Origin of the sequence: Mesorhizobium sp. BAC0120 (assembly GCF_033542235.1) — a bacterium.
Classification (GTDB): domain Bacteria; phylum Pseudomonadota; class Alphaproteobacteria; order Rhizobiales; family Rhizobiaceae; genus JAWRCU01.
This window is the reverse complement of record NZ_JAWRCU010000009.1, coordinates 99986-115414: the sequence shown is the minus strand read 5'-3', so window position 1 is coordinate 115414 and position 15429 is coordinate 99986. Positions and strand designations below refer to the sequence as shown.

General features: G+C 63.9%; 12 protein-coding genes. 3 read left to right on the top strand and 9 right to left on the bottom strand.

Going from position 1 to position 15429, the window contains the following annotated elements:
• Nucleotides 1-4 precede the first annotated feature (4 nt).
• On the top strand, nt 5-1483 hold the full coding sequence (locus tag SAZ10_RS20335) for an MATE family efflux transporter (RefSeq protein WP_318611187.1): 1479 nt from the start codon (nt 5-7) through the stop codon (nt 1481-1483).
• A 123-nt stretch (nt 1484-1606) separates the two neighbouring features.
• On the opposite strand, the gene SAZ10_RS20330 is transcribed toward SAZ10_RS20335, so the two are convergent.
• The 5 genes from SAZ10_RS20330 to SAZ10_RS20310 all read right to left on the bottom strand — a co-directional run bounded on the left by SAZ10_RS20330 (nt 1607) and on the right by SAZ10_RS20310 (nt 7919).
• On the bottom strand, nt 1607-2494 hold the full coding sequence (locus SAZ10_RS20330) for a patatin-like phospholipase family protein (protein ID WP_318611186.1): 888 nt from the start codon (nt 2492-2494) through the stop codon (nt 1607-1609).
• Nucleotides 2491-3840 carry a pitrilysin family protein gene (locus SAZ10_RS20325; protein ID WP_318611185.1) on the bottom strand — a complete coding sequence of 450 codons (1350 nt, stop codon included), beginning with the start codon at nt 3838-3840 and terminating at the stop codon, nt 2491-2493. The genes SAZ10_RS20330 and SAZ10_RS20325 overlap by 4 nt, the downstream gene beginning before the upstream one ends.
• 17 nt (nt 3841-3857) lie before the next feature.
• Nucleotides 3858-5246, bottom strand: coding sequence for a pitrilysin family protein (locus SAZ10_RS20320; protein ID WP_318611184.1), 1389 nt, complete (start codon nt 5244-5246; stop codon nt 3858-3860).
• A 128-nt stretch (nt 5247-5374) separates the two neighbouring features.
• On the bottom strand, nt 5375-5929 hold the full coding sequence (rsmD, locus tag SAZ10_RS20315; protein ID WP_318611183.1) for a 16S rRNA (guanine(966)-N(2))-methyltransferase RsmD: 555 nt from the start codon (nt 5927-5929) through the stop codon (nt 5375-5377).
• On the bottom strand, nt 5910-7919 hold the full coding sequence (locus SAZ10_RS20310; RefSeq protein WP_318611182.1) for a pseudouridine synthase: 2010 nt from the start codon (nt 7917-7919) through the stop codon (nt 5910-5912). Before SAZ10_RS20310 ends, rsmD begins: the two co-directional genes overlap by 20 nt.
• Before the next feature lie 68 nt (nt 7920-7987).
• Between SAZ10_RS20310 and SAZ10_RS20305 the strand changes: the two genes are divergently transcribed.
• Entirely contained in the window at nt 7988-8440 is a 453-nt protein-coding gene (locus SAZ10_RS20305; RefSeq protein WP_318611181.1) for a nucleoside deaminase, read from the top strand.
• A 122-nt stretch (nt 8441-8562) separates the two neighbouring features.
• Here SAZ10_RS20305 and SAZ10_RS20300 read toward each other — a convergent pair whose 3' ends face one another.
• Both SAZ10_RS20300 and ileS read right to left on the bottom strand, forming a co-directional pair.
• Entirely contained in the window at nt 8563-9252 is a 690-nt protein-coding gene (locus SAZ10_RS20300; RefSeq protein WP_318611180.1) for a hypothetical protein, read from the bottom strand.
• Between the two features lie 184 nt (nt 9253-9436).
• Nucleotides 9437-12376 (bottom strand): isoleucine--tRNA ligase, encoded by a 2940-nt coding sequence (gene ileS, locus SAZ10_RS20295; RefSeq protein ID WP_318611179.1) that lies wholly within the window; start codon nt 12374-12376, stop codon nt 9437-9439.
• Nucleotides 12377-12768: 392 nt separating this feature from the next.
• Here ileS and SAZ10_RS20290 point away from each other — a divergent pair, with 392 nt between their 5' ends.
• Nucleotides 12769-13341: an HdeD family acid-resistance protein gene (locus SAZ10_RS20290; RefSeq protein ID WP_318611178.1), complete on the top strand. Its 573-nt coding sequence runs from the start codon at nt 12769-12771 to the stop codon at nt 13339-13341.
• Nucleotides 13342-13466: 125 nt separating this feature from the next.
• On the opposite strand, the gene SAZ10_RS20285 is transcribed toward SAZ10_RS20290, so the two are convergent.
• A complete protein-coding gene (locus SAZ10_RS20285; protein ID WP_318611177.1) occupies nt 13467-14270 on the bottom strand; it encodes a MipA/OmpV family protein in 804 nt (267 codons plus the stop codon).
• A gap of 164 nt (nt 14271-14434) precedes the next feature.
• Nucleotides 14435-15421: a bifunctional riboflavin kinase/FAD synthetase gene (locus SAZ10_RS20280; RefSeq protein ID WP_318611176.1), complete on the bottom strand. Its 987-nt coding sequence runs from the start codon at nt 15419-15421 to the stop codon at nt 14435-14437.
• Nucleotides 15422-15429 lie beyond the last annotated feature (8 nt).

The following is a 15429-nucleotide window of genomic DNA, read 5'->3' as shown; positions in this document are numbered from 1 at the left end:
TTGCGTGTCGAGGGCCATTGCTGCGCGGAAGATCGGCGGCGAAAAGACCGGCACAATGACCTTTACCTCCTCCCATCCGGCCAAATTCGTCACCGGCTCCACGATGCGTCACGTCATCGTCATGACGGCGACGGGTTCGGTCGGTCTTGTTGCGATCTTCATCGTCGACGCCCTGAACCTGTTCTACATCTCGCTGCTCGGCATACAGTCGCTCGCCGCGGCGGTCGGCTTCGCGGCAACGCTGCTCTTCTTCACCATCTCTTTCGCGATCGGGTTCACCATAGCCTGCTCGGCGCTGGTCTCTCGCGCGCTCGGCCGCGGTGATCGGCCGGAGGCGGCGCGGCTCGCCGGCGCCTCGATGGTGTTCATGGCGCTGGTGACGGCTGCGGTCACCTTAGCCATCTGGCCCTTCCTGCACGAGCTGCTCGCTCTGCTCGGCGCAACGGGCGAGACGCTGACGCTCTCGGCGCGTTTCCTCGACATCGTCATACCGTCGACCCCGATCGTTGCGCTCGGCATGTGCACGACCGGCATATTGCGCGGCGTCGGCGACGCGCGGCGCGCCATGTATGTGACGCTTGGCGGCGGCATCGCTGCCGCGATCCTCGACCCAATTCTCATCTTCGGCCTGAAATTGGGCCTCGAGGGGGCGGCAATCTCGACCGTGCTGTCGCGTTGCGTGCTCTTGGCCATCGGGATCTACGGCGCACATTACGTCCACAGGCTGATCGCATTGCCTGACTGGAAGCGGCTCGTCGCGGCAGCACGGCCGTTCTTCTCGATCGGCCTGCCGGCGTTGGCCACGCAGATCGCCACGCCGGTAGGCAACGCCTTCGTCACAGCCGAGATCGCCCGCTTCGGCGACGATGCCGTCGCAGGCTGGACGATCATAGGCCGCATCATCCCCGTCGCCTTCGGCGTCATTTTTTCGCTATCCGGCGCGGTCGGCCCGATCATCGGCCAGAATTTCGGCGCTCGGCGTTTCGATCGCCTGACCCAGACGATGCGTGACAGCCTGACCGTGACGATCGTCTACGTGCTTGCCGTCTGGGCACTGCTTGCGCTGCTTTCCGTTCCCATAGCTTCGCTGTTCGGCGCGACTGGCCTGGCCCGCGAGCTGGTCATCTTCTTCTGCGTGTTCGTGGCAGGGTGCTTCGTGTTCGACGGCGCGATCTTCGTGTCGAGCGCGGCCTTCAACAATCTCGGCTACCCAACCTATTCGACCGTCTTCAATTGGGCCCGCTCGACGCTCGGCATCATCCCCTTCGCCTGGGTCGGCGCGCATTATTTCGGCGCCAACGGCGTGCTTGCCGGGCGCGGCCTCGGCGCCGTGATCTTCGGCGTCGTCTCCATGGCCGTCTGTTTCCGGACGCTCGCCGGCATCAGGGAAAGGGCGCTCCCGAAGAAGGAAGAGGCGAGCCCTCCCCTCCCGCCGGCGGCGAATTCACCATTCTCGACCGGCAAGGCCGCGACGTTGCCGTAGAGCAGGATGAACGGGAAGCGTTCACCCTGGTCTAGCAGTTTGTTTCGCCGCATGATCTTATCCGAAAAGTCTGCAACTTTTTGCTGCCGCTGACCTTCGGTTCGGGATCATGCCGTAGCCGCGTCAGCCCGCCTTGCGATGTCGTTCGCTGGCGTCGACCGCATGGTCGATCGCTCGCTTCAGCTGCTCCTTCAGCGCAGCGGTCTCGGCAAGCACCGAGTCGATCTTCAGGAAATCGAGCACACGGAAACCGGAGACCGGCGGGCGCAGGAACACGGCCGGCTGCATCTGGTTCAGTTTCGTGGCGATGATCGACTGCATCATGAGTTGGCTCGCACCGAACACGAGCTCTATGCCCGTGAGCCGCTTGCGGCCCTCGACCGGGGCGCCCACCACATCGATGGCGATCACCAGGTCGGCCGCCCCACTCACGAGATCGAAAGGCACGGGATTATAGATGCCGCCGTCGATATAGAGCCGCCCGTCGCGGGCAACTGGACGAAATACGGCCGGAATTGCTGCCGAGGCGGCCAGTGCGGAAAACAGATCGCCGCTGTCGAGAACCGCGAGCCCGTGGCCGAAGAAATCGGTCGCGGTGACCTTGAGCGGGATTTCGAGCTTGGCGAATTCGTTCGGGATATCCGAAGGCAGAAACGCTCGGAGGATGCGCTCTATGTTGAACTGGCCGACGCGAAAGCCGCCCTCCATCATTTCGCGAAAGCTGTCGGGCCTTGCCCGCCACATGCGGCTCGCAACCTCGGAGCGTTTGCTCAGCACCGAGCGGGCATATGCGTGGATTTCCTTGCCGGTCATGCCGGCGGCCATTCCGGCGCCCATGATCGCGCCGATCGACGAACCCGCGATCGCAGTCGGGCGAATACCGAGCTCGTTCAACACCTCGATGACATGGATGTGGGCTAGACCGCGAGCACCACCGCCGCCCAGCGCCACGGCGAAGCTCGGTCCACCCTCGGGTTTCGCGATCGGCGCCGCAGCGGCTGTTTTTGTCAACCTTTCCCTCCGTCGAGCGCCTGTCCGAGCACCATTATGGTGGGGGCGACCGAGAGCAGCTTTCGCGCCTCAGCCTGCACCTCGTCAAGCGTGACGGTATTGATCAGATCGACCCGACGTTCCATATAGTCCGCCCCGAGCTTGTCCAGCTGCAATCCCACCAGCGTATTGGCGATCGACGCCGAGTCGTTGAGATTGTTGATGGCGTAAGCGCCGATCACGTACTTCTTGGCAGCGGCAAGTTCTTCGGCCGTAACACCTTGTTCGGCCATGCGCTTGACCTCGTCGCGGATCACCTGCACCGTTTCCGCCGCTCGGTCGGGCCGAGTGGCTGTCGAGATGGCGAGCACTGCCGAGTGATCATAGTTTACCAGTCCGGAGGCGACACCGTAGGCCAGACCGCGCTTTTCGCGCACCTCCTGGAAGAGCCGTGACGTGAAGGTGCCCCCGCCAAGGATATGGTTCATCAGATACGCGGCGAAGTATTCCGGCTGGTCACGCGACACTCCGGGGTAGGCAAAGCGCAGCGTCGTTTGCGACAGATCGTAGGTGACGTCGATCTCGTGCCCGAGCTTGGGCTCGACGTCGGTTACCGTCGTCAGCTCGGATTTCTCCGGCAGCCCGCCGAAGAGCTTGTCGAGCTCTTTCTTCAGCGTCTCCGCATCAATTGCGCCGACAACCCCGATAATCAGATTGTCGCGCGCAAAGAGCTTGCCGTGGAGAGCCTTCAGGTCATCCGGGGTGATCCTGGCGAGCGATTCCCGAGTGCCTTCGTCCTGGCGCGAGTAGGGATGATCGCCATAGAGAGCCTTCGACCAGGAGAGCCGGGCGGTGGTTTCGGGATCATGGGCATTGGCCATGATGCCCGCGACGACCTGGCTACGAATGCGATCGAACGGCGCCTGGTCGAAGCGCGGCTTCTCGACCGCAAGCCTCAGCAGCTCCAGAGCCTCGTCCTTTTGTTCCGCCAGCATGCGCATCGAGCCGTAAAGCGCGTCCCTCCCGGCATCGAAGCTCATCTCGGCGCCGGCATCGTCGAGGCGGTTCTGGAAAGCTTCGCTTTCAATGTCGCCGGCGCCCTCGTCGAAAAGGCCCGTCATCAGGTTGACGAGGCCTTCCTTGTCGACAGGATCCTGCGTCGTGCCGCCGCGAAAGGCGAACTTTATCGAGATGATCGGAACCGAATAGTCCTCGACCAGCCAGGCTGTGATGCCGTGCTCGGATTTGACCTGCTGGATGGTCACCGCAGCACGTGCCGGCATGATCGCCGGCAGCGTCAGGAAAATGACGGCCAGCAAGGCTGTGACGGCAACATGGGTGAAGGCGTTCTGCCGAAGCGCATTCATCGTCTGCTAATCCAATCTCAGTTTTCAGCCGACTCGGGCGGCAGCAGATAGCCGGCGACCGAGCGGTCGGGGTTGAGGTATTTCGCGGCGACGGCTTTCACCTGGTCGGCCGTCACCGCCTTGATGCGCTCCGGCCATTCCGCGAGGTCTTTCACGGTCGAGCCCGTCGTCAGCGCTGCACCGTAGATGTTGGCCATTCCCGACTGGCTGTCGCGCGCGAAGATCATAGCCCGCACGAAGCGGTTCTTCGCCTTTTCCAGCTCGCTCTCGGTGACCCCGTCCCTGACGATCTTCCTGATCTCGGCATCGATGGCAGTCTCGACCTGTTCGATGCCGGCCTCGCCGCGCGGGGCGCCATAGATCGTAAAGCTGGTGTCGTCGAGATAAGTTCCCGAGTAGCTGGCGCCGGCGCTGGAAGCTATGCCGGTTTTGACGACGAGCTCCTGGTATATGCGGCTCATCGTCCCTCCGCCGAGGATTTCGGACAGAACGTCGAGAGCCTCGGCCTCGCCATCCTTGGCAGTGTGATAGGAGGGCACGACCCAGGATTTCTGGAAGCTCGGCACGCTGACGCGCGCATCGCGCATCGTCACGGTACGTTTGGTGTTCTGCTCCGGCTCGGTCGGACGGATACGCGGCGGCAGGTCCGGACCACGCGCCACCTTGCCGTAGGTTTTCTCGGCAAGTGCTTTCACCGTCTGGGCGTCGACATCGCCGGCCACCACGAGCACCGCATTGTTGGGCGCGTAGTACCTGTCGTAGAAGGCGACCGCGTCGGCGCGGTTCAACTGCTCCATCTCGTGCATCCAGCCGATCACCGGGATGCGATATGGCTGGTTCTGGTAAAGCGTCGCATTGATTTCTTCCGAAAGCAGCGCCTCAGGGCTCGTCTCAATTCGGGCGCGGCGCTCTTCCAGCACGACATCCCGCTCCGTTTTGATCACGTCGTCCGTCAGGATCAGGTTGCGCATGCGATCCGCCTCGAAACTCATCATGGTCTCGAGCGCATCCGGCGAGACCGTCTCGTAGAAGGCCGTGTAATCGTAAGACGTGAAGGCATTCTGCTGGCCGCCGATCTCGGCGACCTTGGCCATGAACTCGCCGGGCTTGTGGTTCGTCGTGCCCTTGAACATCAGATGCTCGAAGAAATGCGCGATGCCGGATTTCCCGGGCGGCTCGTCGGCGCTGCCGATCTTGTACCACACCATGTGGGTGACCACAGGCGCGCGATGGTCCGGGATGATGACCACTTCCATGCCGTTGTCGAGCATGAACTCGTCGACATCGCTGTCCTTGGGTTGGTCAGCGGCGGAGGCGACGCTGGAAATCGCCAGCGCAAAGGTCAAGAGCGCAGCAGTGATGCATCGGTGTCTGGTCCAGCGAACGGCGTCCGCAATGCTCGTCATTTTCAGGCTCCCGGGAAGTTGGAGACGGCGGCCGGGGTTACAGGTCAGCTTGCCGTTTGGCCAAATGAATTGTTCGTCATCTTTCGCAAAAGCGGCCGAAGTCGGGCGTTTTGCGAAAGCGGCCGAACTCACGCGGTCTCGATGATGCGGATCACCGTATCGCCATAACCCCGCTCATCGGCGATCGAGAAGCCGGAGCTGAGATCAAAGGGCGCGGCAGCGCTTTCCTCGACGATGCAAAGCGCGCCGGGAACGAGCCAGCCGCCGGCCTTCGCCGAGCGCAAAGCACGTTCGCCGAGGCCCTTGCCATAGGGCGGGTCGGCAAAAAGCAGGCCAAAGGGCTGCATGGTGCCGACCTCGCCGAGGTCGGTCGCGTCGCGGCGAAAGATCTTGCTGCGACCGGTCAATCCTAGGCTCTCGACATTGGTGCGGATCAGGCCGCGCCCTTCGGCGGATTCTTCGACGAAGAGCGCGAAGCTCGCGCCACGAGAAAGGGCCTCCAGGCCAAGCGCGCCGGTGCCTGCGAAAAGGTCCAGCACGCGTGCGCCTTCGAGCTTGTCGGCAAAGCGGTGGGACAGAATGTTGAAGAGCGCCTCGCGCGTGCGATCGGTGGTCGGGCGAATGGCATTGCTGCGCGGCGTCGCCAGCGGTCGGCCGCGGAATTCACCGCCGACGATCCGCACCGCCCCTGCCCTTCCCCTTGCCTTGTCCTTCTGTCCGCCCGCGAGGAGAACGTCCGTCACGGATTGATGAGGCGCCTTGCTCCCCCTGCGCCTCAGTTCTTTTCTTGAAGCGCGGGCGCTGCCCCTCACCCTTATCCTCGCCTCGTGCCTTCGACGGGCTCAGGCGGGGAGCGGGGGGCGCCGACGTATCGGGCGTCTTCTTGCCTTGGGGTCTTGCGCCTGGCGCCATCCACACATTGGAAGTCCTTGCGCGAGGCGGCTCCTGCCGTTGGCCGGCCTTTTCCGTACCCGGGCCGCCGAAGGGCTTGTCCTTGCCGCCTTTGCTCCCTCTGGAGTCGGGCTTTGTGGTCAGCCGTGAGAGCAGCGAGGCACGTTCATCGCCGCGGTCGCGGCGGCGCTGCTTGATGAGGCCGCCCTCGCCGATCTTGCCCTGAATGCCGTCGCGCACGATCCTGGGCCGTGCAGGACGGTCCGGATTCGGTTCCTCGCCGACGCGCACGGGCTTGTTCGAGAAGGGCGTCACGACAGGCGCGTCGAAATTGGCGCCAGCCTCCTCGATCAGCCGCTCGCCCAACTGGTCACGCAGGGTACGGCCCTTGAGCTCCTGGAGGGCACCCTCCGCAAGGTCGCCGAGCTGGAACGGGCCATAGGAGATGCGGATCAGGCGGGTCACTTCGAGTCCGAGCGCGCCGAGTATGTTCTTGACCTCGCGGTTCTTGCCTTCGCGCAGGCCGATCGTGAGCCAGGCATTCGAGCCCTGCTCACGGTCGAGCGAAGCCTCGACGCTGCCGTAGAAGACGCCGTCGACGGCGATCCCTTGCTTCAGGCCGGCAAGCGCCTCAGCGTTCACCTTGCCGTGTACGCGCACCCGGTAGCGGCGCAGCCACCCGGTGGAGGGAAGCTCCAGCACCCGCGCCAAACCGCCATCATTGGTGAGAAGCAGCAGACCCTCGGTGTTTATATCGAGACGGCCGACCGTGATGAGCCGCGGCAGGTCTTCCGGCAGCACGTCGAACACGGTACGTCTTCCCTCGGGGTCGCGATTGGTCGTCACCACGCCTGCCGGCTTATGGAACAGGAACAACCGCGTGCGCTCGACCGGCGGGATTTCGGTCCCGTCGAGCTCGATGCGGTCGGAGGCCGTCACATTGACTGCGGGCGAAGTCAGCACGACCCCATTCACCTTGACCCGTCCGTCGACAATCAAAGCTTCGGCGTCCCGCCGCGACGCTATACCGGCACGCGCCAGCCGCTTGGCGATGCGTTCTGTAGATTGGACAGCGACCTCGCCCGTCTCATTCGACGGCCGGTTGCCGCCAAAGGAGGCGGCTGGGCGCGGGCCCCGCTGCGCGCTGCGCCCAAATGGCTTGTCACCGTCCGTGCGTTCGTGCCGGCTAGAGCCCGATCGTGGTTGACCCGGCTTCTTGAAGCTCTTGCGGCCTTCGCTCGAACCCTTGCCGAAGGGGCGGGCCGGGCGCTCACCGCCTTCGTCGCCACGTTCTGCAAACGGTCTGAAGCTCTTGCGGCCCTCACCGGAGCCCCTGCCGAAGGCACGGGCCGGGCGCTCACCGCCTTCGTCGCCACGTTCTGCAAACGGTCTGAAGCTCTTGCGGCCCTCACCGGAGCCCCTGCCGAAGGCACGGGCCGGGCGCTCACCGCCGCCGGCTTCGTCGCGACGTTCCGCGAACGGCCTGAAGCTCTTGCGGCCCTCGCTGGAACCCTTGCCATATGTTCGGGCCGGGCGCTCGCCGCCGGCTTCGTCGCGACGTTCTGTAAACGGCTTGAAGCTCTTGCGGCCCTCGCTCGAGCCCTTGCCGAACCGGCGGGCCGGGCGCTCGCCCCCCGCTTCGCTGCGACGTTCTGCGAACGATTTGCCGCCGGAAGGCTTGCCGGCGAAGCCGGGTCGGTCGCCCCGCTTGGCGAACGGCTTTTCGCCTGCCCGCTTCGGACCGCGCCTCTCGTTTCGTTTGTCGTTATCCTTGTCTGCCATGTGGCGTTCGCCTTTCCGGGCGGCTAGTTATCAGCAACGATTGTTGACTGCGAGGACAATGTGACCGCATGAAGCGGCCGGATTTCATGGCGATCGCGCTAGCCGAGGCCGAGGCCGCCGCTTTGCGCGGCGAGGTCCCGATCGGCGCTGTCATCGCCCTCGACCACGAGCCTGTCGCCCGGGCCGGAAACCGTACGCGAGAGCAAAACGACCCGACCGCGCATGCCGAGATGCTCGTCATCCGTGAGGCGGCGGCCAAGCTCTCAGCGGAGCGGCTGAGCGGGGCAGACCTTTACGTGACGCTCGAGCCTTGCACAATGTGCGCTGCAGCGATCTCCTTCGCTCGCATCCGGCGGCTCTATTTCGGCGCGGTCGACGAAAAGGGCGGAGCCGTGGTGAGCGGCGTCCGCTTCTTCACCGCACCTACCTGCCACCATGTGCCCGAAATCTATTCAGGCCTCGCCGAGACGCGCTCCGCCGACATGCTGCGCAGCTTTTTTCGGGAAAGACGCCGTAGCTAGAGTAGGATGAATTGAAGCGGGGTGATCCATCCTACTCCAGCTCTTTGTTTTTGCAGCATGATCTTGTCCGAAAAGTCCGCAACTTTTTGCTGCGCTGACCTTCGGTTCGGGATCATGTAGGGTCAGAACGGGTTGATGTCGTCCCACCAGGTCCTGTTCTTGGTGGCAGCGCGCTTCAGGCGCCGCTCCTTCCTGTACTCGTCCTCACCGACCTCGCCTTGCGGCGCATCGGCATAGGCCTGGCGGTACTCGGTCGGCGGCTCGCTTAGATATTTGCGCTTGTTCGGATCGCCCTGCTGGGTTTCCTGGAGGCGTTTCTTGTACTCCGCCCGCTTCGCTGAATCCGACGTCGTCGCCGTCCTGGTGTCGTCGTTGCCGGCCTCGAAGCTTCGCCAAGCCTGTCCGGGCTTCTTGAAATTGTCTTTCTGCGCAAGCGAAACATCCGGCACCACCGACGACTGATACTGTGGATTATCGACATTGGCATCAGCCTCGGCACGGACGCGCGCCAGCCGCTGCTCGGGCGATTCGGGCCAGTTCGCGCTGGCTGTGGTGACGTTGTCCTGTGGCGGCGGCAGCGTCTCGCCGCGCTTCGCCGACTTCACCAGATCGGGCCGCGGCGTATAATCGATCGCCGGCTTCTGCTTGTCGCGGAACGACGTGATGCCGCCGAGGTCAGACATCAGCTGAGCGCTCGCGGTCTTGTCTGTGCCGTAGGTCGGCGAGCTCATGCAGCCGGACGCCAGTCCCGCGGCGCCGACAAGCGCTGCACCGGCAACAAGTCGCCAGCGCGCATTCCAACGATCTTGCATCAGTCCCACTCTTTACCCCACCTCTCGGCGTGCCTGTCCCTCTCCCAAGAGGCCGGCATTGTCCCGCTCATTGCTTAAAAATCCGGCGACAACGTGGCCGCCGGGCGGAACCGTCTTTTAAACCAGACGATCCGCCTCGGCAATGTCAGCCTGGCGGAGCGGGAATTCGGCCGCCCCGCAGCGTTCAGATGCGGCCGAGCGCAATGAGCTCGCGGAGCGCAGCCGCATCGCGGGCGGAGACATCGGGGAATTCGGGATCGGATCCGACGTCGTGCGTGAAGCGCCAGGAACGCGCGCATTTGACCCCTGTCGCCAGCCCGGGGACAACGGCGACGCCCTTCACCTCGTCGAGCGTGAAAGCCCCGGCCGGCGCCGGGGCGTCTGTCACGGTGATGTCGCTCGTGATCGCGATTTCGGCCAGATCGAGGCCGTCGAGCGCGGCGCGCAACTCGGGATCGGTGACGTGAACCACCGGCGCAGCCTCCAGCGAAGAGCCGATCACCTTCTTGGCGCGCTCGATCTCCAGCGCGCCGGTGACGACGCGCCGAACCTGCCGGACCTTGCGCCATTTCTCGGCCAGCGCATCGGCCCTCCACTCGGCCGGAACGACGGGGAACTGCTCGAGATGCACGGACTGCGCGTCGGGACGCCGGTCGAGCCAGGCCTCTTCCATGGTGAAGGGCAGCATCGGCGCCCACCACTTCACCAGGCAATCGAAAAGATGGCGGACCACCTGGACCGATGCCTTGCGGCGCACGCTCGACGGCGCATCGCAGTAGAGCGCATCCTTGCGGATGTCGAAATAGAAGGCCGACAGATCGACCACCATGAAGTCGAGCAGCGCCTTGGCGATGCGCTTGAAATCGAAGGCGTCGTAGCCGGCCTGAACGACCTGTTCCAACTCGGCGAGCCGGTGCAGCATCAGCCGCTCCAGCTCGGGCATGCTGGCCAGCGGCACGTCCTCGCCCTCGTCATGCGCAAGCGTGCCGAGCATCCAGCGCATCGTGTTACGCAGCTTCCGGTAGGCATCGATGTTGGTCTGCAAGATGTTCTTGCCGAGCCGCTGATCCTCCCAATAATCAGTCGTGGCGACCCACAGCCTCAGGATGTCGGCGCCGGATTGCTTGATCACGTCCTGCGGCACGACCGTATTGCCGAGCGACTTCGACATCTTGCGGCCTTCCTCGTCCATGGTGAAACCATGGGTGACGACCGCGTCGTATGGCGCGCGGCCGCGCGTGCCGCAGCTTTCGAGCAGCGAGGAGTGGAACCAGCCGCGATGCTGGTCCGAGCCTTCAAGATAGACGTCAGCTGGCCATTTCAGGTCCGGCCTGTCTTCCAGCGTGAAGGTGTGCGTCGAGCCGGAATCGAACCAGACGTCGAGGATGTCCTTGACCTGCTTCCACGGCTCGTTGGCGCGTGATCCGAGGAACCGCTCGCGCGCGCCCTCGGCGAACCAGGCATCGGCACCTTCTTTCTCGAACGCTTCCGTGATGCGCTGGTTGACGGCCTCGTCCTTGAGCACCTCACCGCTCTCGTCAGCGAAGACGGCGATCGGCACGCCCCAGGCTCGCTGGCGCGAAAGCACCCAGTCGGGCCGCTCCTCGATCATGGAGCGCAGCCTTGTCTGGCCGCCGGCCGGCACGAAGCGCGTCGCATCGATCGCCGCCAGCGCCCTTGAGCGAAGCGTCGTGCCGTCGCCGAGCGGCTTGTCCATATAGACGAACCATTGCGGCGTGTTGCGGAAGATGACCGGCTTCTTGGAGCGCCAGGAATGCGGATATTGGTGCTTCAGCCGCCCGCGCGCGAACAGCATGCCCTTGGCGATGAGCGCATCGATGACGGCCTTGTTGGCGTCGCCCTTCTTGCCGTTGTCGTCGATCACTCGAGCGGCGCCGCCCGGCCGGTCCGGGCCGAAGCCCGGCGCATCCTTGGTGAAATAGCCGGCATCGTCGACCGTGAACGGGATCGACGTGTCGATGCCGCGCGCGGCGAGCTCCCGGGCATGCTCCATCCAGACGTCGAAGTCCTCGCGGCCATGGCCAGGCGCGGTGTGTACGAAACCGGTGCCGGCGTCATCGGTGACATGATCGCCGGGGAGCATGGGGACGCAGAACTCATAGCCGCCGGCGAGGCCTTTGAGCGGGTGGGCAAGCGTCAGCCTCGCCAGATCGTCTGCCCCGACGAAGCGCAGCCGCTTGAACTCGAGCTTTGCCTTGGCGAACGACTCCTCGGCCAGCCTGTCGGCGAAGATCAACTTCTCGCCCGGTTGAGGACCGAAATCGTTCTCGGCCGCAGTGACCTCATACAGTCCGTAGTCGACGCGCGGCGAGAAGCTGACCGCCCGGTTGCCGGGGATCGTCCAAGGCGTCGTCGTCCAGATGACGACGCATGCTGAAGTCAAATCGGACTGCACGGCATTTGGATTGGGCGCCATGACAGGAAATTTCGCCCAGATCGTATCGCTCTCATAGTCCTGGTACTCGACCTCGGCCTCGGCGAGAGCGGTGCGCTCGACCACGCTCCACATCACCGGCTTGGAGCCGCGGTAGAGCTGGCCGGACATGGCGAATTTCAGGAGCTCTCCAGCGATACGAGCCTCCGCATGGAAGGCCATCGTCGTATAGGGGTTGTCGAAATCCCCCTCGACGCCGAGCCGTTGGAACTCGCCGGTCTGCACCTTGATCCAGTGCGCGGCAAAGTCGCGGCACTCCTTGCGGAACGCGTTGATGGCATTGCCGTCGGCAAAGTCGGGCTTCTCCTTGCCCTTGGCACGGTATTGCTCCTCGATCTTCCACTCGATCGGCAGGCCGTGGCAGTCCCAGCCGGGCACGTAATTGGCATCGAAGCCACGCATCTGGAAGGAGCGGTTGATGATGTCCTTCAGCACCTTGTTCAGCGCATGCCCGATATGGATGTTGCCGTTGGCGTAGGGCGGCCCGTCATGGAGCACGTAGAGCGGCCTGCCCTTCGCGTCCTCGCGCAGCCTCTTGTAGAGCTTCATTTCCTGCCAGCGCTTGACGAGCTGCGGCTCCTTCTCGGGCAAGCCGGCGCGCATCGGAAAATCCGTGCGCGGCAGGTAGAGCGTCTTCGAATAGTCGAGTTTTTCGATGGTCTCGGTCATTGCCTTACCAGTGCCAGCGGCGCAACGCGCTTAAAACGCGCGGCCGTCACCTATCATGAAATGGAGAAAGCGCCAGTGCGCAGCGTCCCGGACCTCCGGGCAGCGTCAAACCGCCCGTGAGGCCGGGCCGGTAATTCGTATCGCGGTCGCGAAGAGGGCGAGCATCTTCATCGAAATGGCTTTTAACCGAGCCGGCGAACAATGAAAAGATGTCATCCGGCACGCGGAACAGGAAAGCCGCCGCTCCGTTGCAACCTGGCGTGGGCGCAGATTGCCGAAAGGCAGTGCCCAAACGGCCAAAGTCAGAGTAGACTTGCGGTACCACAACGGATGCATCCGGCGCTCCCGGTCTCTTCCGGCGCTCCGGGTGAGCCACATGGGAGGAGGTTACCATGGCAACCACATCCGAACACCCGGCCGACCGCCCCAGAGGGCTCGGCGTCATCTCTGAACTGCGATCCAAATGGGGCTGGTTCGTTGCGCTCGGCATATTGATGCTGATCGCCGGCCTGCTTGCCATGCTGAACCTGTTCCTGGCCACGGTTGTGTCGGTCTTCTACGTCGGTGCGCTCATGCTGATCGCCGGCGCTTTCCAGGTTATCCACGCTTTTGGCGTGGCAAGCTGGGGCCGCTTCGCCTGGTGGCTGTTCAGCGGCATTCTCTACGCCCTGGCGGGCATCTTCGCCTTCATGAACCCGATCCTCGCCTCCGCGGTGCTGACGCTGCTTCTGGCGGCAGCGCTCGTAGCTGCCGGCGTGATACGCATCTGGATCGGCTTCGAGCACAGGCCCGAAGCAAATTGGGGCTGGATGGTCGCCGCCGGCGTGGTCACCACCCTTGTCGGCGTGATCATCGCGCTCGGCTGGCCGGTCAACAGCCTCTTCGTGCTCGGCATATTCCTGGCCATCGACCTTTTGTTCCAGGGCGCGACACTGACGACGCTCGGTTTTGCACTGAAGCGGTGAACCAGAGCATGATCCCGAACCGAAGGTCAGCGAAGCAAAAAGTTGCAGAGGTTTCGGACAAGATCATGCTGCAAAGACAAGGCGCTGGAGCAGGATGAATTACTTCAATTCATCCTGCTCCAGCTTCAAAGCTGAAAATCGAACCGGTAGGTCGCGGAAACTCCGAGAAGATACTGGTTCGGCGAGCCGCGCTCGCGCACGAGGCTGGAGTCCGCCGCCGGACCGGTCAGCCGTGAATATTCGGCAAAGAGGCTGGTCGTCAGCTTCTCGGTCGTCTTCCAGTCGACCGCGCCGCCGACGCCGTAGGACTTCAATCCGCCGCCCGGCGAGTAGGGGCTGAGGCCTGACGCGGTGGCCTCCGCCGCGTCGACGCCGTAATAGGCATCGAAATATTCGGCCGAGGCGAAGGACAGTCTCGGGCCGCCCGAAAGGCGCACTTCCGGCGTGACGTCCCTAAAGGCATCGATGTTGATATCGCCGACGACCCCGTCATGCGCATTGAAGCCGCGCCGAAGCTCGCCGCGGAGGCGCAGCCAGTCGGTCGGGTAGAATTCGGCAAAGCCGCCGACCTCGACACCGACCTCAATGGGGTCAAGCCCCTCGAGATCATCCGAATCGCCGCTGTCGCGCGACAGCACAATCCTGCCGACCGGGCCGGCGCGAAAGTTTCCGGTGTCGATCAGCCCCAATGAGATGCCGTCGTTGCGCGAAGAGAAGCGCGCTTCGTTGCCGGCCTTGCCGAGCGAGATGATCGGGGATAGGGCGAATTTGTAGCTGTCGTCACCGTCGAATTTCGGCGCGGTGAAGCCGGTGGCGCCGACCTCAAGATACCAGTTGCCGGAGAACCAGCGGCCCTCGGCAGACGCCGCGGCCGGCAGCACGAGCATGAAGGCGCCGGCAAACGCCGGACGGATAAGGAGATTTCGCATCAAGCCCCAAGCCCTGGTGCCGGCGAGTGAAGCCGGCAGCAAATGGCGCGCTTGTCGCGAAGTTCGGTAAAATTTGATTTAAGTGAGGAAGATTGCCGTGGGCTGTTGCGCTCAATGTGTTCTGCAAATCGCTTGACGACCTACAAACACAAGGCGAGATCAGCCTAAAACGCGATCCTCGCGTCGAGTTCGGACAACGGCCGAACGCCTGAAAGCAGCGCCTTTGCCTCGGCCTCGTCCCGCTTCATCTGCGCTGTCAGAGCGTCGAGCCCGTCGAACCTCTCCTCCCCGCGCAGGTAGCCAAAGAACGAAACCTCGCAAGTCTCCCCATAGAGGTCGCCGGAAAAATCGAACACGAAGGTTTCGAGCAGCGTCACGCCGTGCTCGTCGACGGTCGGCCGGCGCCCGAAGCTCGCCACGCCGTCGTGCAGCGTTCCATTCGCACGCCTCAACCGCACCGCATAGATGCCGTGCTTCAGTTCCGTCGTGTCGGCAAGTTTCATGTTGGCGGTCGGAAAGCCCAGCGTTCGGCCAAGCTGCTTGCCGCGCACGACCGTTTCCTCGACCGTGAAGCGGTAGCCGAGCAAGCCGGCGGCCTGCACCACATCGCCTTCCCTGAGCAGGACACGGATGCGGCTCGACGAGACAATCTCTGCGCCCTCGTCGCGGAAGGGATCGACCAGCGTGACAGCAAAGCCGTGCCGTTCGCCGGATTGCATCAGGAACGCCGGGCCACCCTGCCGGTTCTTGCCGAAATGAAAGTCGAAGCCGGTCACGGCGTGGCTGATCCCGAGGTTGCGGTCGAGAATACGCGTTACGAACTCCTCGGCGCTTTGCCCCGCGAATTCGCGAGTGAAGGGCTGCTCGACCACCGCATCAAAGCCGAGCCTCGCGAGGAGGCGCGCCTTGACGGCGGGCGGGGTCAGGATGAAGAGCGGGACATCTGGACGAAATACCGTGCGTGGATGCGGCTCGAAAGTCAGCACCAGTGCAGGTACACCACGGCGTGCGGCCTCTTCCAGCGCCCGCTGGAGAACCGCCTGGTGGCCGCGATGCACGCCGTCGAAGTTGCCGATCGCGACCACGCCGCCCCTGAGTTCGGCGGGAACCGCCGCATCTCCGGAAACGCGCTGGAATTGCGTGGTCGTCATCCCTGCCG